Annotated in this window: 24 protein-coding genes, 7 tRNA genes and 1 pseudogene; 13 read left to right on the top strand and 19 right to left on the bottom strand. The window is 33.5% G+C overall.

All coding sequences use genetic code 11. The annotated features are described in order from the left end of the window. Positions 1 to 102: 102 nt before the first annotated feature. A pseudogene (sigH, locus tag IMX26_RS02570) lies at positions 103 to 774 on the bottom strand (RNA polymerase sporulation sigma factor SigH). 188 nt (positions 775 to 962) lie between these two features. Here sigH and IMX26_RS02565 point away from each other — a divergent pair. From IMX26_RS02565 to IMX26_RS02535, 7 genes are all read left to right on the top strand, one after another. After that, positions 963 to 1,039, top strand: a tRNA-Pro gene (locus IMX26_RS02565). An 11-nt stretch (positions 1,040 to 1,050) separates the two neighbouring features. After that, positions 1,051 to 1,125, top strand: a tRNA-Glu gene (locus tag IMX26_RS02560). A gap of 3 nt (positions 1,126 to 1,128) precedes the next feature. After that, a tRNA-Ile gene (locus IMX26_RS02555) sits at positions 1,129 to 1,203 on the top strand. Positions 1,204 to 1,218: 15 nt separating this feature from the next. After that, positions 1,219 to 1,294 (top strand) — tRNA-Thr (locus tag IMX26_RS02550). 3 nt (positions 1,295 to 1,297) lie between these two features. Further along, positions 1,298 to 1,382, top strand: a tRNA-Tyr gene (locus IMX26_RS02545). Positions 1,383 to 1,391: 9 nt separating this feature from the next. After that, positions 1,392 to 1,467: transfer RNA gene (locus IMX26_RS02540), tRNA-Gln, on the top strand. 8 nt (positions 1,468 to 1,475) lie between these two features. Further along, positions 1,476 to 1,560, top strand: a tRNA-Leu gene (locus IMX26_RS02535). Between the two features lie 354 nt (positions 1,561 to 1,914). On the opposite strand, the gene IMX26_RS02530 is transcribed toward IMX26_RS02535, so the two are convergent. Both IMX26_RS02530 and IMX26_RS02525 read right to left on the bottom strand, forming a co-directional pair. After that, the gene (locus IMX26_RS02530; protein WP_195160141.1) at positions 1,915 to 3,294 is read right to left on the bottom strand and encodes a HAMP domain-containing sensor histidine kinase; all 1,380 of its coding nucleotides are present in this window, start codon (positions 3,292 to 3,294) and stop codon (positions 1,915 to 1,917) included. A 15-nt stretch (positions 3,295 to 3,309) separates the two neighbouring features. Then, on the bottom strand, positions 3,310 to 4,008 hold the full coding sequence (locus tag IMX26_RS02525) for a response regulator transcription factor (RefSeq protein ID WP_195160140.1): 699 nt from the start codon (positions 4,006 to 4,008) through the stop codon (positions 3,310 to 3,312). 149 nt (positions 4,009 to 4,157) lie between these two features. On the opposite strand from IMX26_RS02525, the gene IMX26_RS02520 reads away from it, so the two are divergent. Continuing rightward, positions 4,158 to 5,606 carry an isoform II gene (locus tag IMX26_RS02520; protein WP_195160139.1) on the top strand — a complete coding sequence of 483 codons (1,449 nt, stop codon included), beginning with the start codon at positions 4,158 to 4,160 and terminating at the stop codon, positions 5,604 to 5,606. A 97-nt stretch (positions 5,607 to 5,703) separates the two neighbouring features. Here the strand turns inward: IMX26_RS02520 and rny are convergent, their stop codons facing one another. The 3 genes from rny to IMX26_RS02500 all read right to left on the bottom strand — a co-directional run bounded on the left by rny (position 5,704) and on the right by IMX26_RS02500 (position 9,701). Then, the gene (gene rny / locus IMX26_RS02515) at positions 5,704 to 7,245 is read right to left on the bottom strand and encodes a ribonuclease Y (protein WP_195160138.1); all 1,542 of its coding nucleotides are present in this window, start codon (positions 7,243 to 7,245) and stop codon (positions 5,704 to 5,706) included. 486 nt (positions 7,246 to 7,731) lie between these two features. After that, the gene (recA, locus tag IMX26_RS02505; protein WP_195160137.1) at positions 7,732 to 8,748 is read right to left on the bottom strand and encodes a recombinase RecA; all 1,017 of its coding nucleotides are present in this window, start codon (positions 8,746 to 8,748) and stop codon (positions 7,732 to 7,734) included. A gap of 182 nt (positions 8,749 to 8,930) precedes the next feature. Further along, complete coding sequence (locus IMX26_RS02500) at positions 8,931 to 9,701, bottom strand: glycosyltransferase family 2 protein (RefSeq protein ID WP_195160136.1); 771 nt, start codon at positions 9,699 to 9,701, stop codon at positions 8,931 to 8,933. A 75-nt stretch (positions 9,702 to 9,776) separates the two neighbouring features. Between IMX26_RS02500 and IMX26_RS02495 the strand changes: the two genes are divergently transcribed. Genes IMX26_RS02495 through IMX26_RS02480 form a run of 4 tightly spaced genes read left to right on the top strand, consistent with a single transcriptional unit; the run spans position 9,777 to position 13,658 of the window. Continuing rightward, on the top strand, positions 9,777 to 11,069 hold the full coding sequence (locus IMX26_RS02495; protein WP_195160135.1) for a nucleotide sugar dehydrogenase: 1,293 nt from the start codon (positions 9,777 to 9,779) through the stop codon (positions 11,067 to 11,069). After that, positions 11,066 to 12,019 carry a glycosyltransferase gene (locus IMX26_RS02490; RefSeq protein WP_195160134.1) on the top strand — a complete coding sequence of 318 codons (954 nt, stop codon included), beginning with the start codon at positions 11,066 to 11,068 and terminating at the stop codon, positions 12,017 to 12,019. Before IMX26_RS02495 ends, IMX26_RS02490 begins: the two co-directional genes overlap by 4 nt. Next, positions 12,012 to 12,785, top strand: a complete 774-nt coding sequence (locus IMX26_RS02485; RefSeq protein ID WP_195160133.1) for a hypothetical protein — start codon at positions 12,012 to 12,014, stop codon at positions 12,783 to 12,785. Before IMX26_RS02490 ends, IMX26_RS02485 begins: the two co-directional genes overlap by 8 nt. Positions 12,786 to 12,803: 18 nt before the next feature. Beyond that, the gene (locus IMX26_RS02480; protein WP_195160132.1) at positions 12,804 to 13,658 is read left to right on the top strand and encodes a GT-D fold domain-containing glycosyltransferase; all 855 of its coding nucleotides are present in this window, start codon (positions 12,804 to 12,806) and stop codon (positions 13,656 to 13,658) included. A 79-nt stretch (positions 13,659 to 13,737) separates the two neighbouring features. Here the strand turns inward: IMX26_RS02480 and IMX26_RS02475 are convergent, their stop codons facing one another. The 10 genes from IMX26_RS02475 to IMX26_RS02430 all read right to left on the bottom strand — a co-directional run bounded on the left by IMX26_RS02475 (position 13,738) and on the right by IMX26_RS02430 (position 20,570). After that, positions 13,738 to 13,983, bottom strand: a complete 246-nt coding sequence (locus IMX26_RS02475; RefSeq protein ID WP_195160131.1) for a hypothetical protein — start codon at positions 13,981 to 13,983, stop codon at positions 13,738 to 13,740. A gap of 141 nt (positions 13,984 to 14,124) precedes the next feature. Further along, on the bottom strand, positions 14,125 to 14,505 hold the full coding sequence (locus tag IMX26_RS02470) for a hypothetical protein (RefSeq protein ID WP_195160130.1): 381 nt from the start codon (positions 14,503 to 14,505) through the stop codon (positions 14,125 to 14,127). 224 nt (positions 14,506 to 14,729) lie between these two features. Then, positions 14,730 to 15,845 (bottom strand): tRNA guanosine(34) transglycosylase Tgt, encoded by a 1,116-nt coding sequence (gene tgt, locus IMX26_RS02465; RefSeq protein ID WP_243259300.1) that lies wholly within the window; start codon positions 15,843 to 15,845, stop codon positions 14,730 to 14,732. A gap of 14 nt (positions 15,846 to 15,859) precedes the next feature. Beyond that, positions 15,860 to 16,897 carry a tRNA preQ1(34) S-adenosylmethionine ribosyltransferase-isomerase QueA gene (gene queA / locus IMX26_RS02460; protein WP_195160128.1) on the bottom strand — a complete coding sequence of 346 codons (1,038 nt, stop codon included), beginning with the start codon at positions 16,895 to 16,897 and terminating at the stop codon, positions 15,860 to 15,862. Positions 16,898 to 16,914: 17 nt separating this feature from the next. Then, on the bottom strand, positions 16,915 to 17,454 hold the full coding sequence (locus IMX26_RS02455) for an epoxyqueuosine reductase QueH (RefSeq protein ID WP_195160127.1): 540 nt from the start codon (positions 17,452 to 17,454) through the stop codon (positions 16,915 to 16,917). A gap of 1 nt (position 17,455) precedes the next feature. Then, entirely contained in the window at positions 17,456 to 18,499 is a 1,044-nt protein-coding gene (gene ruvB, locus IMX26_RS02450) for a Holliday junction branch migration DNA helicase RuvB (RefSeq protein ID WP_195160126.1), read from the bottom strand. Positions 18,500 to 18,510: 11 nt separating this feature from the next. Beyond that, the gene (gene ruvA / locus IMX26_RS02445) at positions 18,511 to 19,116 is read right to left on the bottom strand and encodes a Holliday junction branch migration protein RuvA (RefSeq protein WP_195160125.1); all 606 of its coding nucleotides are present in this window, start codon (positions 19,114 to 19,116) and stop codon (positions 18,511 to 18,513) included. Between the two features lie 2 nt (positions 19,117 to 19,118). Further along, a complete protein-coding gene (gene ruvC / locus IMX26_RS02440) occupies positions 19,119 to 19,613 on the bottom strand; it encodes a crossover junction endodeoxyribonuclease RuvC (protein WP_195160124.1) in 495 nt (164 codons plus the stop codon). 178 nt (positions 19,614 to 19,791) lie between these two features. Next, complete coding sequence (locus IMX26_RS02435; RefSeq protein ID WP_195160123.1) at positions 19,792 to 20,010, bottom strand: hypothetical protein; 219 nt, start codon at positions 20,008 to 20,010, stop codon at positions 19,792 to 19,794. Between the two features lie 56 nt (positions 20,011 to 20,066). Next, the gene (locus tag IMX26_RS02430) at positions 20,067 to 20,570 is read right to left on the bottom strand and encodes a YqeG family HAD IIIA-type phosphatase (protein WP_195160122.1); all 504 of its coding nucleotides are present in this window, start codon (positions 20,568 to 20,570) and stop codon (positions 20,067 to 20,069) included. Between the two features lie 95 nt (positions 20,571 to 20,665). On the opposite strand from IMX26_RS02430, the gene sigK reads away from it, so the two are divergent. Continuing rightward, positions 20,666 to 21,388, top strand: a complete 723-nt coding sequence (gene sigK / locus IMX26_RS02425; RefSeq protein ID WP_195160121.1) for an RNA polymerase sporulation sigma factor SigK — start codon at positions 20,666 to 20,668, stop codon at positions 21,386 to 21,388. A gap of 58 nt (positions 21,389 to 21,446) precedes the next feature. Here sigK and udk read toward each other — a convergent pair whose 3' ends face one another. From udk to mltG, 3 genes are read right to left on the bottom strand one after another with little or no spacing between them, the layout of a single operon-like run. Continuing rightward, entirely contained in the window at positions 21,447 to 22,070 is a 624-nt protein-coding gene (udk, locus tag IMX26_RS02420; RefSeq protein ID WP_195160120.1) for a uridine kinase, read from the bottom strand. Further along, the gene (locus tag IMX26_RS02415; RefSeq protein ID WP_195160119.1) at positions 22,067 to 23,299 is read right to left on the bottom strand and encodes a U32 family peptidase; all 1,233 of its coding nucleotides are present in this window, start codon (positions 23,297 to 23,299) and stop codon (positions 22,067 to 22,069) included. The genes udk and IMX26_RS02415 overlap by 4 nt, the downstream gene beginning before the upstream one ends. A gap of 8 nt (positions 23,300 to 23,307) precedes the next feature. After that, on the bottom strand, positions 23,308 to 24,348 hold the full coding sequence (mltG, locus tag IMX26_RS02410) for an endolytic transglycosylase MltG (protein WP_195160118.1): 1,041 nt from the start codon (positions 24,346 to 24,348) through the stop codon (positions 23,308 to 23,310). Positions 24,349 to 24,385 lie beyond the last annotated feature (37 nt).

The following is a 24,385-nucleotide window of genomic DNA, read 5'->3' as shown; positions in this document are numbered from 1 at the left end:
TAAAGTAAACCATGTTTTACTTAAAGATTCTTAGTATATATTAAAAGGGCTAGCCCTATAGGTTTAAATCTATAGGCTAGCCCTTTTGTTTATAATATTAATTTAGGCAGTTAAATACAAGTTAATTTTTCTTTTTATTCTGCATAAAGCATTGTCTACAGCTTTAGTAGAGGTTTTTAAGATATTAGCGATTTCTCTATAAGATGATTTATTAATATATAAATCAAACACTTTAAACTCAAAGTCGCTTAGTATAAATCAAACACTATTAAACTCAAAGTCGCTTAGTATTCTATTCATTGTTTGCATAATACCATCAAGCTCATCTTTGTTGGCCACCAGTACCTCTGGGTTATATTTATTGTTACTTTCAATAACATCTATCCAAGTACGGTCGGTATCATCTACACTATAAACGGGTTTATGTAAAGAAATATAATAGTTTAGAGGTAAGTGTTTTTGCCTGTTAGCAGTTTTTATAGCTGTTATTATTTGGCGTGTTATACAAATCTCTGCAAATGCTCGAAAAGGAATTTGCTTTTTTGGTAAATAATCTCTAATGGCTTTATATAAACCAATTAATCCCTCTTGAACAAGGTCTTCATAATCTCCTCCCATAATAAAATAGGGTTGAGCTTTTAATTTAACTAATGACTTGTACTTCTTCAGCAAAAATTCGTTTGACTCTTCACAGCCATTTTGTGCTTTTAATATTAATTCATTGTCTTCTAAATTATTATCAATACTAGAATATTTTTTTATACTAACTGCCAATTTAATACCCCCGCTAAATCTTTCTTATAAATTTATATTACTATTAATAAGATATAACAGCAATTTATAACTATCGTTACATTTCGACAAATTAGCGTATTTCGTGTTTTTTTAGGTCGAAAAAAATATTTTTGTAAAAATAGTTGACATACTTCAAAATCCTGTTGTATAATTACTCTCGCTGGCAACGGGGTATAGCGCAGCTTGGTAGCGCGCCTGCCTTGGGAGCAGGAGGCCCCAGGTTCAAATCCTGGTGCCCCGACCAGTACCTTATATGGCCCCATAGTGAAGCGGTTAACACAACAGCCTTTCACGCTGTAGACACGGGTTCGAATCCCGTTGGGGTCACCACAAGGGCCCATAGCTCAAGGGTAGAGCATTCGGCTCATAACCGAACGGTTCCTGGTTCGAATCCATGTGGGCCCACCATAAAAGTTAATATATGCCAATGTAGCTCAATTGGAAGAGCAGCCGACTTGTAATCGGCAGGTTGCGGGTTCGAGTCCCATCATTGGCTCCATAAGGAGAGATGCCCGAGTGGCTAAAGGGGGCGGACTGTAAATCCGTTAGCGAAGCTTACACTGGTTCGAATCCAGTTCTCTCCACCATATTAACTTTGGGGCTTGGCCAAGTGGTTAAGGCACCGGACTTTGACTCCGGCATTCATAGGTTCAAATCCTATAGCCCCAGCCATACAATATGCGAGTGTGGCGAAATTGGCAGACGCGCTAGACTTAGGATCTAGTGCCGCAAGGCGTGGGGGTTCGAGTCCCTTCACTCGCACCATACATAAAAAACAACCGTAAATTACGGTTGTTTTTTTATTATTATACATTACCCCTCTCCCCTGTTCTTAATACGCGATAGCGTACTTCATTTGCCAACAGGCAAACTTCATGTGCAAAGCACTCTTCATTAGCGTAACGACTTCGTAGCATACAGCCCCTACGAATGTAAACCTCAATTATTAACTTAAAATTTGGTATTAACATTAGCTACAAAGCTCACAAATGCCTTTATAAGCCATTTTGTCAGCTTGAACTATTAATTGCTCGTGAAATATATTTTAGCGTGTTAAAATGCAGTTTTGGTCTTTGTTTTTATAAACAGAGTAAATAAAACCTAGCATTACTTTGTTTATTAATTATTGTTTTCATCAACTGGTATTCTCATTGTAATTTTTGTACCTTTTCCTTCTTCAGCTTCAATGGTTAAGTTACCTTTAAATGTCTCAATAATGCTTTTTACAATCACAAGTCCTAGACCATTTGTTTGGCTCACCCAAGCATTAAAATAATCATAGCTATGAATCCTATCAATTTTATCTTGTGACATACCTGTTCCGGTATCTGAAACTATTATGGAAGCATATAATGCCCCTTCAATACTTGTAGCTATGATTGTTACTGTAATTTTGCAGTCCTCTTTATTGTGTTTCACACTATTTGTTATTAAGTTAACTAATGCCCTTAACAATAGGGATTCATCTATTAAAGCTGTTAGATACTCATCTTCAATAACTAAGGTTATGTTACTTTTTTTTAGAACACCACTATTTATACAATCTGCAACAGCTTTTCTGATAATACTACTTAGCTTTACCTGTGACAGTTTTAATGGCATTATCTCATATTGTAAAGAGCTAGCTAGGTTTAAACCTGTAATCAAGTTACGTATACGTACAGCATTTTCTTTAATAATCCTGGCCTGTGACTGCATTTCTTGCGTTGAATCAGCGTCTTCTTCTATTAACGCTGAGTACCCTAAAATCATCGACAATGGTGTTCTTAAATCATGTGAGATTCCTGTTAACCAGTTTGAAACAGCGGTATTACGAAGCCTAATTTTATTATTCTTGTCACGTATCATTTCGGAAGTATGGTTTATATTTTGGGCTAGGTCTGTAAAAATTCCTTTTTCCTCTAAATGAACTTGCTGTTCTGTAGTTAAAGCAGAAATACCCTGTATAATATCGCTTAAAGGCTTTGTTAGCTTTCTACTCAAAAGAATTGACAATACTATGGTGATAATTAAGTTAATAAACATCAGAACTACCAAAGTAACCGGTAAATTATTTATGGTATTAGTTGGAAAAAACCAATTATATTTTGTTATTGAATTTTTAGGGTAACCTAGTAATACAATATTATTATCACTTTTCCAAACATACACTGGATAATCATTTAAATAGCTTTTAGATAGCTTTGCAATATCAAGTAGAGAATAAAAATTGTATATATCGTTAGGCTGATTATAATAGTCAATCACATGTCCTTTAGAATCAATCAACTGAACCCAAAGATTGTTATTGAAAATCATTTTTTTTGTTTTAGCTGTTAATTGTTTATGTTGTTTAAACTCTTCTGCAATTATTTTTACAGTATTTTTAGGTACCTTTGCTATAGGACTATATCTCACAACACATATAAAGAATCCATAATTCAATATAAGCATAATAAATACAATAATAACAATGCTTATAAGATGTTTTATTATAATCTTAAGTGATTTATTATCCATATAATTTTTCCTATTCTACACCACTAACTTATAGCCAAGCCCCCTTACAGTAACTAGAGAAACAGGCTTAGATGGAATTTCTTCAATTTTTTCACGTATATGACGAATATGTACCATTAGTGTGTTTTCATAGCCATAAGAGTTATCATCCCATGCAGCTTGACATAAGCTATCTAAGGTAATAATGCTATTTAAATTTTCATACAACATAGATAATATTGCATGCTCTTTGGCAGTAAGTTGAATTGTTTCATTGCCCTTTATTACTTCAGCTTTATTCAAATTAATAATGCAGGCTGGCAGATTTATTATTGCTTGTTTTTTTTCTATACCATGTGAATAGGTTCGTTTCAAAATAGCTTTAATTCTTAAAGCAAGCTCACGAGGCATAAACGGTTTAACAATGTAGTCATCGGCTCCAAGACCTAGTCCTAAAACCCGATCATCTGCTTCACCCCTTGCTGTAAGAAACAGTACCGGTATATCTCGAAATCTTTTTATTTCATTTATAAATGAAAAACCATCACCATCTGGAAGCATTATATCAAGTACAACAATATCAGGGTTTTTATTTGTTATAATAGACCTTGCTTCTGCAACAGTTAAAGCAGAAAATATCTGATTAAAGCCATCTTTTCTTAGAATTGTTTCAAGTAACTTAATTATTTGTGGCTCATCATCTATTAAAAGAATGCTTTTATTTAAATGACTCACTTTACTTCCCCCTCTTCTTTTCCGATTATATCATATTTATCTCTCCTAATACTTAAGGCTCTCTTAAGGTAGAATACAGGCAGTCACAAGAATGTTTTGCTAATATATTGTAAATAAAATATATTATATTGTTCTGAAAGGAAGATTTTATGAGAGTATTAGAAATCATTTTTGTTGCCTTAGTTCTTGTGTCGTATTTAAAACTGTTTATATATAAAAGTAATAAAAAAAAGAATATTATATTTCTTTTAGTTACAACTATGGTAGCTATACTTAGCATTATGTTTGAAGGGTATCGTGTACACATTGTTCCAGCTATAATGCTGACAGTGCTCATTTTAGCATGCAAAATAGTTAAATTATTTTTACCAAACCTTAAGTCTCATAGAACTATAAAGCTTGTTACACTGATACTATTATTGCCTATAACTATATTCTCTGTTGCTTTACCTTTTTTGTTTCCTGTTGTTAACCTTCCAAAACCAAAGGGAGCTTACTATGTAGGTACTAAGTATCTGTCTTTTACTGATTGCTCACGTCAAGAGCAATTTTCATCTTTAGATGAAAATCGAACTATACCTGTTCAAGTTTGGTATCCTACAGAAGATACTAAAAACAAAAAACGTGTTAACTGGATTAGCAGTGAGGCTATGAACTTTTTCTCTAAATATAGAGGTTTGCCAAATATTTTTAATCATTTTTCATTAGTTAAAACCCATAGTTATCTTAACGCAGGTATTTCCAATAAAGCAAAAAGCTATCCAGTTATACTTTTTTCTTGTGGAGGGGCAATGTTTAATGGGCAAAATACTATTCAAATGCAGGAGCTAGCAAGTGAAGGATATATCGTGTTTGCAGTAAGTCACCCTTATGAGGATTTTGCATGCCTATATCCTAACGGAAAAATAATTCCATATAGTCAGAAACAGGCTGCAGAATTAAGCTCTGATTATAAAAATGCGATAAATATAGCCAAAGATACAGTTACAAACAAAGAAAGTCCTGAATATGTAAAAACACTTATTAGAAACGCTGAGGTAAATAATAAAAGTGTTAAAATATGGAGCAAAGATATGCAGTTTATTATTAACAAGATAAACGATATGAATAGTGGTATAACAGATAGTATTTTTTTTGGAAAACTAGATATGTCGAACATAGGAGCTTTTGGGCACTCCTTTGGTGGTGCTGCTGTAGGACAGCTTTGTTTAGATGATAAAAGAGTAAAAACCTTTATTAATATGGATGGCTCGCCTTTTGGAGATGCTCTAAATAATGATATACTGCAACCATTTATGATTTTAACCACCGAAAAGTATGGAGAATATATTCGTTATGGATATTCAGAAAAAGAAAATAATTATTTATTTGTGCAAATTAAAAATACAGAACATATGAATTTTTGTGATGTAAATTCTCTTCTGCCTGTTTTAGGTAAATTAACAGGATTTTTAGGAAGCATAAATTGTAAGCAGCAAGTAGAGATAATGAATGATTATATTGTTAATTTTTTTAATAAGAATTTAAAGAATAAAACATCACCATTACTTGATTATCCGTCAACTTTATATCCCGAAGTAAAAATAACCAACTATTAAAGTTTAAATATTACATAATAAAAAAGCCACCCCTAAAAAGGTGGCATGTTTTATTAAATAAACTGCTTAATTGCTGTTTTAAACTTAATAGTTTGTTTTATTTAGCGTACTCTACTGCCCGTGTTTCTCTTATTACGGTTACCTTTATTTGACCAGGATATTCTAGTCCTTCTTCAATCTTTTTGGCTACTTCTCTAGCTACAATTATTGATTCGTTATCACCAATTACATTGGGCTTAACCATAATTCTAATCTCACGACCAGCCTGTATAGCAAAACTCTTATCTACTCCATCAATTGATGTTGCTATATCTTCTAATCCTTGTAATCTCTTAATATAATTCTCTAGAGATTCTCTTCTAGCACCTGGTCTGGCGGCTGAAATTGCGTCTGCAGCCTGTACTAACACGTCTTCGATATTAGTAAGCTCTATATCACCGTGATGTGATGCAGCGGCATGAATAACCTTTTTATGCTCACCATATTTTTTAAGAACATCAGCACCAATAGACGCATGTGGCCCCTCTATTTCATGATCAAGGGCTTTACCTATATCATGCAATAAACCTGCTCTTTTAGCTAATCTAACATCTAAATTAAGTTCAGCAGCCATTAATCCACATAAATGAGCTACCTCTAATGAGTGATTTAACACATTTTGACCATAACTTGTTCTAAACTTAAGCCTACCTAATAATCTCACTAACTCTGGATGCATACTATGAATACCAGCATCAAAAATTGCTTTTTCTCCCTCTTCTCTTATTAAAGAGGCAACATCCTTTTTAGCTCTGGTAACCATCTCTTCAATTCTTGCTGGATGGATTCTACCATCGGAAACTAATCGTTCTAAAGCTAAACGGGCAATTTCTCTTCTAACTGGATCAAAAGCAGATAATACTACAGCCTCTGGAGTATCATCTATAATTAAATCAACACCAGTTAGAGTCTCAAAGGTTCTAATATTACGGCCTTCTCTACCTATAATTCTGCCCTTCATTTCATCATTAGGAAGCTCTACTACAGATACGGTGGTTTCAGTAACATGGTCAGCAGCACATCTTTGTATAGCTGTTGTAATAATTTCACGAGCACGTTTTTCCGCCTCTAGTTTTGCTTTAGACTCCGAATCTCTAATAAAATGAGCAGCCTCATATCTAACTTCGGCTTTTATTTTATCTAACAAAATATTTCTGGCTTCGTCAGTAGACATGCGGGCAATACGCTCCAACTCATGAAGCTGTTTTTCACGCATAACTTCAGCTTCTTCTAGTTGATTTTTTAGTTTGTCATTTTTACGAGCTATTTGCTCTTCTTTTTTCTCTAATGACTGTGCTTTTTTTTCTTGTACTTCATCTTTTAGAATTAGTCTTTGCTCTAACTTAAAAAGCTCTGACTTACGACTCTTTGTTTCACGATCAAACTCTGTCCTTAATGCATGTATCTCTTCTTTAGACATTACCATTGCTTCACGGAGTCTAGCTTCAGCTTCTCTGTTAGCTTCCTCAATAATTCGGTTAGCAGCATTTTCAGCTGTTGATATTCTTGCTTCAGCAATATATTTTCTTACTAAAAAACCTATAATCAAACCGCCAAAAAGACTACCGGCAATGTATATATATATCATATATTCTTGCATTTCTTATACCCTTTCAATATTTAATCATCATTGCAAGATCAATCCGGTAAACATTGCTTTATGATAGAATCAGAAAATCCTCTATTAAATAAAAATCTATATAACTTATCGGGTTTCATATTCAAATTATGTTTTCCGTAATCCTTGATTGCACTCTTGCAACAATGTAATAATTGTTCATTTTCAATACTATTTAGAGCTATATTAATTATTTCTAGTTCATACCCTTTTGTATAAAGACTATTTTTAATCTTATATGGGCCCCAATGTTTATGCTCTAATTTAAAATAAATTAAATTTTCGACAGCCCTAGCCTCATCTAAATATTTCATTTCAGCTAAATAATCAATAATTTGATTTATTGTTTTTTTGAATATCCTCTTTTTTGTAGCTTCTCAAATATCCGCCTTCTTGAGTAGTCACGCTTACTCAGTATGTTCAAGCAATACTTCAATGCTTTTGAATATTCCTGATTAGAACTGCACATTACTTAGAATCCGTAACTTCACTGTCCTCTTTTTCTAAGCCAAAATGCACCCTTACTTTCTTTTCTAACATAGCTGCAAATTCCGGGTTCTCTTTTAGGTAATTCTTAGTGTTTTCGCGTCCTTGCCCTAATCGCTCACTTTCATACGAATACCATGAACCCGCTTTGTTAACCAAACCTATCTCTACAGCTTTGTCTAAAATACTTCCATTAAGCGAAATTCCTTCACCATACATAATGTCAAATTCAGCCAATCTAAATGGTGGAGCAACTTTATTTTTAACTATTTTTATTCTGGTTCTATTTCCAATAACATCTGTACCATTTTTTATTTGACTAGACCTTCTAACTTCTAAACGCACTGAAGAATAGAATTTTAAGGCTCTTCCGCCAGTAGTTGTTTCTGGATTACCAAACATTACGCCAACTTTTTCACGAATTTGGTTAATAAAGATTACTACTGTTTTAGATTTATTAATAACACCAGTTAATTTTCTCATTGCTTGAGACATTAATCTAGCGTGTAAACCAACATGAGAATCTCCCATATCTCCTTCTAATTCAGCTCTTGGTACAAGTGCAGCTACTGAGTCAATAACAATCATATCAATAGCATTACTTCTAACTAAAGTCTCGGTAATTTCAAGAGCTTGCTCTCCAGAATCAGGTTGAGATACTAATAAATTATCTACATCCACTCCAAGTCTCTGGGCATAAACAGGATCTAGAGCATGTTCTGCATCAATAAACGCTACCATTCCACCATTTTGTTGCGCACTAGCTAACATATGTAAGGCAACGGTAGTTTTTCCTGATGACTCTGGTCCATACAGCTCTATAATTCGTCCACGTGGAACTCCTCCAACACCCAAAGCAACATCAATATCTATACAGCCAGTAGGAATAACGTTTATATTAAGCAATTTTGTATTATCGCCTAACTTCATTATACTACCTTTGCCAAATTGTTTTTCAATTTGGCGTAAAGCCATATCTAAAGCTTTCTGCTTTTCCATTATGTGCCTCCGTTTTATTAAAATTAATATAGCAATTTTAAAATATATTTTTACTCCTTGATGATATCAAAAATATGGCCTTAAAACAAGTTTAGACTTATCAAGCTTAATCTAGACAGCAAAATTTTAAAGATATCTTTAAAAAAAAAGAACCACCATAATAGTGATTCTTTATTCAATGTTTATTGATTTATAAAATATACTTTATTATGTCTATCATCAAAGGTTACTGTAACTTCATCTCCCCATCTTGAAATGTAATATTCTACCAGTTTTTTCATGGTACCAAACCAGTTTTTTCTATTTATTTTAGTAATGTTATTATGATGTCTACGTATATTGTATCCTGTATAACCTATATTTACAACTTTGTATTTTTCCATAATACGCAGTATCACATCTACATCCTCATATAATCGACCATCTCCCCAAGGCTCTATCTGCCACCCACCACATTCTCTTAATACTGATGCTTTATAAAACCGTGGTCCAAGGGCAATCATTTTGCTTAGAAAGTGATATTTATCTTTTATCTCAGGTCCTTTTAAGACTCTTTTATAAATAGCTGTATCGTTTGTGTCTTTGTATACATTTCTGTGTCCATAGATCATTCCTACATCAGCTGGCTGGTTATTCATTACATTTATTAAGGTGTTTAAACAATTTGGCTCAAGCCAATCATCTGCGTCTAACTCCAAAACATATCTCCCTTTACACTGCTTTAAACCAAAATCCATAGCCTTTGCTTTGCCTTCGTTTAGTAATTTGCGGTAAACTATTATTCTTTTATCTTTAAAACTTGAGGCTATCTCTGGTGTGAAATCAGTACTACCATCATCTAGTATTATTAACTCCCAGTTTTTTTCAGTTTGATTTAAAACACTTGTAGTCGCAATGGCAATATATTTTTCTGAGTTATAGGCTGACATTAATATACTACAAGTTATACTCATTTTTCTCCCCTAATTCATTAATTTATTGAGACATATATTGTACAAGTTGCATAAGTTGTATTGTAGGTGTTACTAATGAAAACTAAAAATAATAATAAAGTTATAACTGTTGTTGGTTTAGGATATGTTGGACTTCCTTTACTTGTTCTTATTGCAAGCAAAGGATTTAATGTTATTGGTTATGATATTAGTAAAAAAAGAATAGAAGATATTCATAATAGAAACTCTTTTTCTTTTGACTATGATAAAAAATCCTTAGAGAAATATATTGAGCAGGGTAGCTTAAGGCTCACAGACTCTAGTGAGTGTTTGGCTATTTCTGATGTGATTATTGTGTGTGTACCAACAATGATTGATGATAATAAAAATCCTGTCACTACACATTTACTAAGTGCTACAACAGCTATTAGAAATAAACTAACAAAAAATACAACTATTATCTATGAAAGCAGTACCTATCCTGGATGTACCAGAGACTTAGTTAGTCTTTTAGAACAATCTGGGCTAAGTGCAGGTATAGATTTTTTTGTAGGGTTTTCACCAGAACGAATTGACCCTAGTAATAAAAAGTATTTTCTCAAAAACATTCCAAAGGTAGTCAGTGGTTTAACAACAAACTGTGTTATAAGTATTTCTGAACTATATATAAATATATTTGATAATATTCATCCTGTAAGCTCTTTAGAAACAGCTGAATTTACGAAGCTTTTTGAAAACACTTTTAGATATATAAATATTGCTTATGTTAATGAAATGGCATTAGCAGCCGAGAAATTAGGACTCAATATTTGGGAGATTATTAACGCTGCCGCTACCAAACCCTTTGGTTATTTAGCTTTTTATCCTGGTCCTGGAGTAGGAGGCTCATGCATACCAGTTAATCCTTGGTATATGCAGCATACTCTACGTAAAATTAACCAAGAGAGTAGCCTTATAAATGTTTCAAAATCTGTTAATGAAAACATGCCAAAACATATCGTAAATTTGGTAATAAACAATAAGCTAATTAGTAGAGATGAGTTAAGGGTTCTAATACTTGGTGTTTCTTATAAAAAAAATGTAGCTGATAGCAGGCTATCTCCAAGTTTAGATATCGCCAGTTCATTGCATAAACAAAATATTGAGTTTAAGTTATTTGATCCTTATATTAGGGAGGTAAATATAAACAATAAACAAATGCAGGTTTATCAAAGCGATTTGAAAAACTGGATTGATTGGTCAAATATAATAATTATCTTAACTAACCACGACAACTTTAATTATAGTTATCTGCTTAAAAGTGAAAAAGCTATAATTGATGCAAGAGGGGTGCTAGAGAGTTATAATAATCATTTTATTTCTACTTTAGGGAAAGGAGAGTTAAAATGAGGAAACGTGGCTTTTCAAGAAGATCCAAACAAAGACAAAAAAACAATTTAGAGGTATCAGATAATTTTCCTATATTAAGTAAAAATAAAGACTCTGAGTTTATAAAGTCTGTGTATCAAAAAGGAAAAATTGCAGGAATGAGAAGTATTTTACCGAGCGATTTAACCTATTATGCCAAAAAAAATCAGTACCCTCCTACTGTACAGGTTGACACTACTATTCATGCCTTTATTGCAGCTAAAAATGAAGAGGCTACGATTGTAAATGTAATTGAAAATGCCTTTAAAGCTGGTGTTCACAAGGTTATTGTTGTTGCCAATGGCTGTACAGATAATACCGCACTTTTAGCTTTAAACTGTGGGGCTGAGGTCATTGAATTTAAATATGCCCTTGGTTATGATGTTGGTCGTTCTATTGGTCTTAAACATGCCCCTGGTGATATTAATATTGTACTAGATGCTGATTTTGTATTACAGCCAGAGGATTTAAAGCCTTTTATTTATGCTGTTGCAAATGGTGTTGATATTGCCTTAAATGATTTAAACCCACTGTACTCAAAATATGCGAAGCTTGATAAAATTAGTATCTTAAAGTATACGCTAAACTTAATTATAGATAGAAGCTATTTAGGCATAAATTCGTTAACTGCTGTACCCCATGCTCTTAGTCGTAAAGCGGTTAATATACTAACAGCAAAGTCATTTGCTATACCACCTAAAGCATTAGTTAAAGCAGCATTAAATGACTTAAATATTCAAGCTATTTCTACTGTAGATGTATTTAAACCCAATATTATAAGACCACAAATTCACCAAAATAATGGGATTGACTTAGCTGAAGAGCTAATAATTGGTGACCACTTAGAGGCAATTAACTACTACCTTTTTAAAACTAATTGGCGAGGTGGTAGAACAGATTTAGGCAGAAAAAGGGAGCTAGTTAATGAGTAAAAACTCAGATTTTGATAATGGCTTTGATCGGGGTTTTAATGTTGGTTATGATTTAGGTTACGAAAGAGGGCTTTTTGAGTGTGAAAAATTACAAAAAGATAATTTAAGTACTCTACTCTTCAATTCTCAGTTATCTAAAGAGCTTTTTTCTAATTTAATATTAACAATCAATAAACAACACTTTATAGAGCTATTTAACAAATTTACGAAAGATATATCTATAATTCCACTGAATTACAAAGCTATTTTTAATAGAATCGTTGAGTCATTTAATGCCAAAAAAACCTTTAGTATATTGTCTACTAATGATTTTTTTAGTGATATAAATCGTAACAATGACTATAAAGGAATGATAAGCACCTTACGAAAAACAGATGTTATACTAATGCCAAGTTTAATACAATCGGATTTAATGTTTAGTTTAAATAGTTTTCTTTATAATAATAACATTTTTACAGATATTGGTTTGCAAACAGTACCTAAAAATCTTATTAATTCTAAGTTTATTTGGAGGTTAAATGATTTAAGTGAGTTTTATATCTATGATGAAAATGCCAGTCATATTATTAGCTATTTTACTGAAAATAGAGTAATATGCAGGAATGCTAAAAATCATGATTGCCAAAATAAAATTTGTTTATTAGGTATAATACCTCATAAATGGAGTACGCTTGAGACTTTACAGCAAAGCAATAATATAGTTATAGATATACAAGAAATAAGAACCCAGCTTGTTAATAAGATATTGCCTATTGGCCTTAACTAATTATAAGAAGGTATGATTATGAAAACTAAGTATGATAAAGGATATGATAAAGGTCATGATATAGGATATAAGAATGGCTTTGACGAAGGTTTTGTTTGGGGAAAAAGAAGCATTATTCCCGAAAGCTTTGGTCAAGGCTTTAGTTATGCTTGGTCCTTCAATGACAAACAAAAGAAAAATATTGCTAACTATTTAGCAAAATTGAAAGAACAAATTCAACCAGATAGTGCCGTTGCTAAAGATATTGGTGAAGCTCTTAAAAATAAGACTGGTTTATCAATAATACGTGTTGGTGATGGTGAACTAATGGTTATGGCCCAACAAACAATTCCAACCAAACTAGTTAAGCTACGTGGCCACATGTTATGGAAACACTTAAATAAAATTCCTGATTACAGTGCCAAAGACTTAGTGTTAGATGCCATGTATAAGGCAGACTGGGTTGGCATGCCTTTTGGCAGGGGTTTTCCTGATTGTGATTTTATTTTAGGTCAAATAATGCTGAATAAACCCCCTTTAAAAGCAAAATTAACTCACTCTGTTATAAACTACAGATTAGCTAAACAAAACTATTTAAAAGATTTACTAATTGATAAAAAAATAATTACAATTGGTAACACTGCTCTTGAGTTAAAAGCTATTTTAAACAGTAAAGGCTATAATTGTATTGCGGGTATATCTCCAGTAAAAAAACTATACGATTTAGATAGAATTTTTTCGATAGTCGCAGACTATGATTTTGATATTGCTCTTGTAGCAGCTGGTGTTGCGGCTATTCCAATATGCGTAAAAATAGCTACATCTTTAGATAAAGTTGCACTAGATTTTGGACATATGAGTGATGAGCTAATAGCTAATATAGATGCCATGTAACTAGTTATTTTAATATTATGAATTACAAACAGAGCTATCAACTAATATTAGTGGATAGCTCATAATTATATATCATAAATTACTCAGTTGTTATGGGGATTTGGCTGTCATCTATTATAAGAGGGTCTGTTATAGGTGCTTCTGGATCTCCTAGGTAATATGGTCTCGTTTTTTGGACTGTTTTACGATAACACTTACTATACATTGTAAAATAATATTTGCCTATATGTTTATAAACTCTGCCTTTAGAAACGCAATAAGCATAACGACGTCTTCTACGTCTTTTACGCCTTCTACGAGGTAAAAAATAGCAGTAACGACTCATTTTCATCCTCCTATATTTTCTTTCTGTACATTATATGTACAAGCACAGTATTTGTCCCAATAAACTAGTGATGATTTATAAATAATTTTTTTAGTGTTAAATCTGTTATAAGTACTATCGAAAACTGCTTATATTACCCTTCTACTTTATCTTGCCTAACAAAATATCCTTTAAGGTAAAAATCCCTTCTTTTGCTACTTGTCTAAAGCCTCTCATTGCCAGGTTAAATATGCCAGTTCTTTTAAGATTGTAAAATCCATTTTTATTATTTCTACCCCTATTTCTATTATTATCATGGGCAAAATCGTTATAATCTTGATTATAACCATTATAATTTCTATAAGACTTTGTTTTATTCGCTATATGCTTTTTATTATAAAATTCTTGCGTTTTGTTTTCATCAAAAACATCGTATTCTGTTGTATACTTTGGGTTGTAGGATTTATAGCTATTGGTTCTACCTCTTTTAGTTCTAGCTCTACTATTTTTACTGTTTGTTCCTGCCCTTGCTCTTTTCTTCATAATAGCCTCCATATTTTACTAATTAAAATCTGCTAAAGCAAATCGTTACCTAATAAAATTATATTAAATAAAAAAACGGCAGTACCTAGTATTTGTACGCCGTTAATCCGATTACAGGGTTGCTCAATCGCAATCTTTCTTATTATTATATGTTATTGACACTATAATGGGACAATAGTACTGCTATTAGCAAATTATGATAAACTATAATGTATACATGCTATTTACTTCTTTAAATATGTTTCATAAAATTTATCTCGTAATTCTAGCAATGAATCTTGCTCAATTGCAGTTCTTATATCCTTCATTAAATTTAACAGATAGTATAAATTGTGATAAGACAACAGCTTTGCTCCTAATATTTCTTTAGCCTTAAATAAGTGGCGTAGATATGCTTTGCTGTAGTTTCTACAGGTGTAACAGTTACAGTTTTTATCAAGTGGAGAAAAGTCTCTTGTATATTGGGCTTGTTTAATAACAACAGGGCCAGTACTAGTCATAGCTTTGCCATGGCGCGCAATACGGGTCGGCAAAACACAATCAAACATATCAACGCCACGTATAACACCCTCTATTAAACAATCGGGTGACCCCACTCCCATTAAGTAGCGGGGTTTTTGCTTAGGCATCTCTGGAACTGTCTCTTCTAACATTTCATACATGATAGGTTTAGGTTCTCCAACGCTTAAACCTCCAATACCATAGCCAGGAAAATCTAAATCACTTAAAAACTTGGCACTGTCTTTTCTTAAGTCTTTAAAAAACGCGCCTTGCACTATTCCAAAAAGGGCCTGATCATGGGTACGCTTATGGGCTTTTAGACTTCTTACTGCCCATCTATGAGTTCTATTCATAGCTTGTTTAGCGTAAAAATGGTCACAAGGATAAGGGGCACATTCATCAAAAGCCATCATAATATCCGAGCCTAATTGATTCTGCACTCTAATTGAGTCCTCTGGCTGTAAATAATGATACGAGCCATCTATATGAGATTGAAATTTAACACCGTCTTCAGTAATTTTATTTAATGCACCCAAACTAAATACCTGAAATCCACCACTATCAGTTAGGATTGGTCTATTCCAGTTCATAAATTTATGAAGTCCGCCAGCCTCTTCAACTATGTCACTACCTGGCCTCAGATATAAGTGATAGGTGTTGCTTAAAATAATTTCTGCACCCATTCTTTTTAGCTCATCTGGGTCGAGTGTCTTAACTGTTGCTTGGGTACCTACCGGCATAAACACAGGGGTTTGTATTTTGCCATGGCTTGTTTCCAGCAGTCCTGTCCTAGCCCTTGTTTTTGCACTCTCTGTTTTTACTGTAAATTTTAAACTCACTCTATTTTCCTCCATTAAACAATCAGCATGGCATCGCCAAAACTAAAAAATCTATAGCGTTCTTTAACTGCTTCATTGTAGGCATCTAGTATTTTTTCTCTTCCAACTAAGGCACTTACTAACATTAATAAAGTAGATTTTGGTAAATGAAAATTGGTAACTAGTGCATCTATGGTTTTAAACTTATAGCCAGGATAAATAAATATATCTGTGAAACCACTCGACTGTTTAAACACACCATCTTTTATTGTCATTGACTCTAAAGATCTAACTGATGTTGTACCAACAGCTATTATTCTTTTATTGCTTTTTTTTGTTTCATTTAATAGCCTTACTGTTTCTTTAGGAATAGAAAAATATTCACTATGCATATGGTGATCGGTTATGCTCTCTGTTTGTACAGGTCTAAATGTACCTAGCCCAACATGTAAAGTAACCTGTGCTATTTTTACCCCTTTGTTTTCTATTTCTTTTAATAAACTAGGGGTAAAGTGTAAGCCAGCCGTAGGTGCTGCTGCTGAGCCCCGCTCTTTGGCATAAACTGTTTGATACCTATTGGCATCTTCTAATCGTTCTTTTATATACGGTGGTAAAGGCATCTCGCCAATATTGTCTATTAATGAATCAAAATCTATATTGGATTGATTATCAAAGTGCAAATACCTTCTACCTTCGGGGTGTTCTTCGGTTATTGTAGCAATAAGCTCCCCCTCACCAAACTCTATTACAGCACCTGTTTTAAGCCTTCTGGCAGGTCTAACGAGTGCCTCCCAAACATTATCTTTAACTGGGCTTAAAAGTAATACCTCTACTTTTCCCCCACTCTCTTTTTTTCTGCCATATAACCTTGCTGGAATCACTTTGGTATCATTAATTACTAATAAATCACCTTTATTTAAGTAATCAATTACATTGCTAAAGCTTTTATGGTTTGTTTCACCTGTTGTTTTATTAACCACCAAAAGCCTCGAGGTATCTCTGGGATATACTGGTGTTTGAGCAATTAATTCTTCAGGTAAATTATAATCATAATCTTTTAGTAGCCTAGACATATTTTCTCATCCTTTAATTATACCTTCTTTTGGTTTTTATATCTTTCTTCTTCGCTGTAAATGCATCCACAGTATTGCTGTCTATAGAGGTTAAGCTCTTTTGAGAGCTCTACGCTTTGTTTAAACCCTTTTCTAAAATCTCTATACATAAACTCAATACCGATCTGTGCTTGAATAGCTTTACCAACCTCAATAATGCTCTCATGATTTTGAAATGGGCTGATCAATAGGGTTGTCGTAAATGCTTCAAAGCCACCTTTTTTTGCTAGCTTTGCAGTCTGCAACAGACGCATATTATAACATATAAAACAACGATTAGCCTCCCTAAAAGCCACATTTCGCACAAACTCAGTTAAACCATAATTGCTATTACCTATCAGCTGTAATCCTACTTTTTCGGCAAAATCATAGGCACTTTCTTTCCTTTTTCTATACTCAACTAAAGGGTGGATATTAGGGTTATAAAAATAACCGTAAACATTATGCCCCTCTTCTTTTAATGTTTTATAACAATAGGTGGCACAAGGTCCACAGCACATATGCAATAGAGTTTTCATTTTATTTCTCCCATAATGATTGTTGAATTTTTTTATCTTCAGTAATATGCTCTAAACCAAAATACTTATAAGCAAAATGGGTAACCATTCTACCCCTTGGAGTTCGTTTTAAAAACCCCTGTTGCATTAAATAGGGCTCATAAACATCTCCGATAGTTTCTGGGGCTTCACTTATTGAGGCGGCCATGGTGTCTAAACCAACGGGCCCTCCCCCAAATTTATCTATTATCATTAGCAATAGTTTTCTATCAACAGCGTCTAAGCCATATTGATCAACATCTAACATATTCAAACCATCTAAGGCTATTTTATAGGTAATAACTCCATCTCCAATTACTTGGGCATAATCTCTAACTCTTTTTAAAAGCCTATTTGCTATCCGAGGAGTTCCCCGAGAGCGTTTGGCTATTTCTGCAGCCCCTTCGTGATCGATCTCTATATCAAGGATTTGTGCTGACCGCACAATTATGGTCTGTAAATCTGGCATTTCATAATACTGAAGTCTGCTTATTACTCCAAATCTATCTCGTAAAGGCGAAGAAAGTTTTCCTGCTCGTGTTGTTGCTCCTATGAGCGTAAAGGTAGGTAAGTCTAGCCTAATAGACCTGGCACTTGGTCCTTTACCTACAACGATATCTAGGGCATAATCCTCCATTGCTGAATATAGTATTTCCTCAACCGAGCGATTTAATCTATGCACCTCATCAATAAACAATACATCTCTCTCATCTAAATTGGTTAAAATAGCAGCCAAATCTCCGGGCCTTTCGATGGCAGGACCCGATGTAGAGCGTAGATTGGCACCTAGCTCATTAGCAATGATATGAGCTAAGGTAGTTTTACCTAACCCCGGGGGCCCATATAATAAAACGTGATCAAGCGATTCACTACGGGCTTTAGCAGCAGATATAAATATTTTAAGATTTTCTTTTACTTTTTTTTGTCCTATATATTCATGAAAATGTCGAGGACGTAGGTTTGTTTCAAACTGCTTGTCCTCAACTTTTGGCTCTGACGAAATTATTCTGCCTTCTGCTTCTATCATTTTTACACCCCTTACATTGTCGCTAAGCTACGTAAACACAGCTTTAATAGCTGTTCAACTGTATAATCTGGCTTGGCTTTAGATTGCGTTTTAGCAACCCTATTGGCTACTGAGGCATCATAACCTAAAGCAATAAGTGCCTCAATCACTTCACCCAAAGCACTATTCGGCTTGCTTGTTACTTCATTTAGTGAAACAGCCTCCATTTCTGTTGTTATATCCATTTTACTTAGTTTTTCTTTAAGATCTAAAATAATTCTTTTGGCTGTTTTTTTACCTATACCAGGCAATTTAGTTAAAGCCTTTTCATCGTCATACATAACTGCTACATAAAAATCCTTGGCACTTATATGATTAAGAATGTTTAAAGCTACTTTAGGACCAATTCCATTTACTGTAATTAGCTGTTCAAAGAGCCTTAAATCCTCCTGATTAACAAAGCCATAAAGGGTCATTTCTGTCTCTCTTACATTCAGATATGTAAAAAGTTGAATATTTTCATTTTTATTAAAGCCCGACACATTGGTTGTAAATACTTTATAACCAACACCATTTACATCTACCACAGCATAATCAGGTGTTTTATAAGCTAATTTGCCTTTTAAATACGCATACATTGTTATTTTCCTTTCATAAGTGCATTGAGTCTTCTTGATCTTATATGTGTTAGGGCAATAGCACAGGCATCTGCCACATCATCAGGCTTAGGAGCTTCTGGCAGTTTAAATTCTGATTTTACCATATACTGAATCTGTTTTTTATCTGCTCTACCATAACCAACTAAAGACTGTTTTACTTGTAAGGGTGTATACTCAAAAATTTCTATGGCATTATTCGCTAATGCTAGTGATACTACACCTCTTGACTCCCCAACCTTTAAAGCATTTGTGACATTTCTATTAAAAAAAAGTTTTTCTATAGCAGCTACATCTGGTTTATATTTATCAATAATAGTATTGATATCTTCGTATATTATTTTTAATCTTTTTGAATGTATAGTGGTACTCTTTGTTCTAATACATCCATATATAATTGGCACTACTCCGTTTATTGTCTCCTCAATAACAGCAAATCCTGTTATTGCTATTCCCGGATCGAGTCCTAGTATTTTCACTGAGTTAGCCCCCACTGCTTCTAGATTTAAAAAATAAAAGTGTTATAACAGAAGTCTATTATAACACTTTTTATAATTATAAATGCAATATTTATAGCTATTGTTTACCTTATAAATACAAACATTATAATAGATAATACTATTATAATGCATAGGTGCGTATTTAGTATAGCTAATTTTAAGCAGTTTGCTTTTGGTTATTGAGCATAAAATAAAAAACTAAATTTAACTTACTGCCTTCTCTCTTTATGTTAATGTCGTATAGCTGATACGATTGTAGTTTTTGATCAGCTTTAACTTTACTGACTAGGCTTCTGATTAGGCGTAAGAAATCTTTTGGTTTTTCATTAAATTTATGCTCCCAACAGCATTGTTTTCTTACACAAATAATTGACAATTTACATCACCCAATAATATTATTAACAAACAATTACCAAAATATACATGTATAGTTTATTGAGGAATATTAGGAGTATTCTGTTCACTTCGTAGTGGTTTTTCAATTAATCGCATAAACTTAGTTATAAATAATTCCTTTTGACTTAATGGAGTTACTAATGCCACACTAATTTTTTGCAGGTTTGCACCCAAAACATCTGTGAATATTTGGTCTCCAACCATTAATACCTCACTCTTTTTTAGCCCTAAAGTTTTTATTCCATTTTTATAACCCTTGCTTAACGGTTTTTTAGCTAAACCAAATCCCTCAATATCTAATTCTTTGCAAAAACTGCTAACACGTTCTTGTTTAGCATTAGATAATATAATTAGTTTTAGGTTGTGTTTTTTAACCTCTGCAACCCATTCCTTTAACTTTTCAGGTACAATATCACAGTCCCATGGAGCTAAGGTATTATCAAGGTCAGCCATAATAGCTCTATAACCTTGGTCATAGAGTTCTTGTAGGTCGAAATTAAAAACAGTGTCTATATAAATAGTTGGTCTTAATAATTTCATTTTTTATCCTCCAATTTAAGTTATTTTGATACTGTACAGGCACGTGGCAAGCCCCTTTTACATAAGGATAATACATATTGAAAGGGGGCACCTCTATGATACATTGGCTTCTTCTACTTTTAGAGTCTATTGGTAATCCTTTATTATTAGTATCCTACGTTTCTAGCGCATCATTCCCCCAACCTTTATCCTCTGAAGAAGAAAAACACTACTTACAGAAATTTGCTGAAGGTGACCTTGAAGCTAGGTCGGTATTAATTACTCACAATCTTAGGTTAGTAGCTCATGTTGTGAAGAAATATGAAAACAAACATGATGATACTGATGACTTAATATCTTTGGGTACTATCGGTTTAATTAAAGCGGTAGAAACTTTTAAGTTCGGTAAAGGCACCAGACTCGCAACCTATGCAGCAAGATGTATAGAGAATGAAATCTTAATGCACTTACGATCTACTCGCCACAATAGACGCGATATTTATTTGCGTGAACCTATTGGCATAGACAAAGAAGGCAATGAGATAACCTTAATGGACATCTTACCCGATAATGAACAACGTGACATAAGTGATACTGTTACTATAAACATTGAGTCAAATCGTTTAGTTAAACTCTTACCTCAACTATCTAAACGAGAGCAAAGTGTTTTAATTTTAAGATACGGCTTGTTTAATAACCGAAAATATACTCAAAAAGAAATTGCTAAACATATGAATATTAGTCGATCATATGTTTCACGAATAGAAAAAAAAGCTATTCAAAGACTACGAACAATAATGCAAATTCCTTTTGAAAATATAGAAGATCTTCAAACATAAAATGGTTATTCTCTTAGAATAAATGTAGCTTATAGTTTATATATACATACCTAAAATACTATAAATGATTACGACATATTAGCTCTAATTTACTGTTTAAGATATCAATAGCTACCTGATTCTCTCCGCCTTCAGGTATTATTATATCAGCATATCGCTTAGTTGGCTCTGTAAATGCATGGTGCATTGGTTTAACAGAACCCAAATATTGAATAATTACGGAATCTAAAGTGCGTCCCCTTTCACGTATATCACGTTTTAATCTACGCAATACTCTAACATCATCATCTGTATCAACAAACACTTTAATATCCATTAACTCTCTTATTCTAGGGTCCTCAAGCACTAAAATACCCTCTAGAACCACTATAGGATGTGGTTCTATGGTTTCAGTAAAGGTTTCTCTTAAATGAGTACTAAAATTATATACGGGCTTCTCAATAGGTTTACCATTGAGCAAGTCCGTTAATTGTTCAAATAATAAATCGTTATCGAATGCCTTGGGATGATCATAGTTGAGTAAACAACGTTCCTCATAACTCATATGACTGCTATCTTTATAATAAGAGTCCTGTTCAATAATCACCAAATTAGATCCCTGAACATTTTGCAAAGCCTTTGAAATTGATGTTTTTCCAGAGCCACTGCCTCCAGTAATGCCTATTAATACTGAATGCTTCATTTAATTTCCCTCCGCATAATGCCCCAACTCTCAACTGGTTGCTCTATTGGTATCCAAACCTTTTGACGTGCATGTGGTGCTCGCTCTAAACTAACACCAGTTTCGTCATCTATTATTGAGTTTATTGATATATTTACATTATTGCTTTTAGGGTTCATTATCTCAGCGGTATCCCCTACAGCAAAAGAATTTCTTTGTTCAATTAAGGCCATTTTTTTATCTTTATCATATCCTAATACTTTGCCTAAAAATTCGTAGTTCCTGATATAGCCAGACGACTCATAGTGTTGGCTTTGAGAATCTGCATTAGGTGCCTCATTGTAATAACCAGTAAAATAGGGGCGATGACTTGGTTTATTTAACTCTGACCTAATTTGCTCATCTATCACAAAGTTATTAGGATCTTTATAGTAGTTATCAATAGCCTGTCTATAGGCCTTTGTTATAGTTGCTACATAATGAATACTTTTCATTCTGCCTTCTATTTTTAAGGAATCCACACCTATATTAATTAACTCAGGCAGTAAGTCTATTGCACACATATCTTTAGAGTTAAAAATATACGTACCACGCTCATCTTCTACTACCGGAAAGTATTGATTAGGCCTATTCTCTTCTACTAAGTTAAATTTCCAGCGACATACTTGGGCACATTTTCCCCTGTTTGCATCTCTGCCAGTGAGGTAATTACTTAACAAACATCTGCCACTATAAGACATACACATTGCGCCATGAATAAAGACCTCAAAGCCTGCTTCAGGTACTTTTTTAATCATTTCGGACACCTCAATAAGGGTTAACTCACGGGCTAAGATAATTCTGTTTATGCCCTGAGATGCCCAAAACTTTGCACTGCTCCAGTTTGTGTTACTGGCTTGAGTACTGAGGTGAATCTCCATATTGGGAACTGTTTCTTTAATGATTCTTAAGATACCTGGGTCAGCCACAATCAAAGCATCTACCCCAAGGTTTTGCAGATTTAATAAATACTCAGGTAAGCTGTTTAAGTCTTCATTATGAGCAATTATATTCACAGTAATATAAACCTTAGCTGCTCTCTCATGGGCAAATGCTATAGCCTCTATCATTTCCTCTTGCGTAAAGTTACCTGCAGAAGCTCTTAAGCCAAAACTTGTACCGCCCATGTAGACTGCATCTGCCCCATATGTGATAGCAGCTTTAAGCTTTTCGAGGTTACCTGCAGGTGCTAATAATTCAACCTTTTTCATTTTCATCCCTACTTATATTTTTTTATAGCTTTTAAGTGTTCATCAAAGGTTTTGCTAAAATAGTGTTTTCCTCCGCCTATAGCATTAAAATAGTAATAGCCAGATTCTTTTGGCTCAAGCACAGCCTTAAAAGAGGCGATGCCTACTGATGAAATTGGCCCTGGGGGTAAACCTGGATGCATATAGGTATTATATATTGAATCTGTTTTTGTATCTTCTGTTGTTAAGACCTCTCTATGAACTGGTAACACGTATTGAACTGTAGCACAGCTCTGTAATGCCTGTCCTATTTTTAGTCTATTATAGAATACTCCAGCAATAGTTGCTCTTTCTTCATCCAAAACGGCTTCTTTTTCTACTACGGCTGCTAAAGACACCAACTCATGAAGAGTATATGATTCTTTTAGGTCTGAATCAGCATATTTTGTAGCTATCAATGAATCAAACCTAGCTGCCATTTTATTTATAACAGCTTGTGGTGTAGTTACAGTTCTAAAATCATAGGTGTCTGGAAAGAGGTATCCTTCATACTTCCATAACAGCCCTTCCGGAATTTGTTTAGCCCATTCATAGGATAACTCAATTTCTTGTGCTTTTTTATAAAAATCATCGGCCTTAAAAAGTCCTTTTTCTTCAAAAAGAACACCCATTTGTTTTATGTTATAACCCTCGGGAATAGTGATTCTTATATCATCATACTGCTCTACCTCACCGTTAACCATTTTCTTGATTGCTCTCCATATTGGAGTTCCCGGTTTAAAAGAATACACGCCTGCTTTCAGTTTTGGAGCACTTCCCGTAAGCCGTACTTGCAACTTAAAGAAAAATACCGAATCTATAACACCTTCATCTTTAAGTATTTCAGCGATATGTGTTGGAGAACTACCTGGAGTAACTTCTACTAAAACAACATCATTTATACTCCGTTTTATAAGCAAGGCAATACTTCTAACTGAGGTAAATAACACCAATAAGCTGATAATAATTGTTAGAACTAAAATATATTTATTTTTTCTGAATATGCTTAACTTACTTTTTTTGACACTCATTATCTCACTCCACATCTATCTAAAAAATATGTGTCAA

It is taken from the genome of Clostridium sp. 'deep sea' (assembly GCF_014931565.1).
Classification (GTDB): Bacteria; Bacillota; UBA994; order PWPR01; family PWPR01.
Note: the sequence above shows the minus strand (reverse complement) of the source record. Positions and strands in the feature narration are given on the sequence as shown.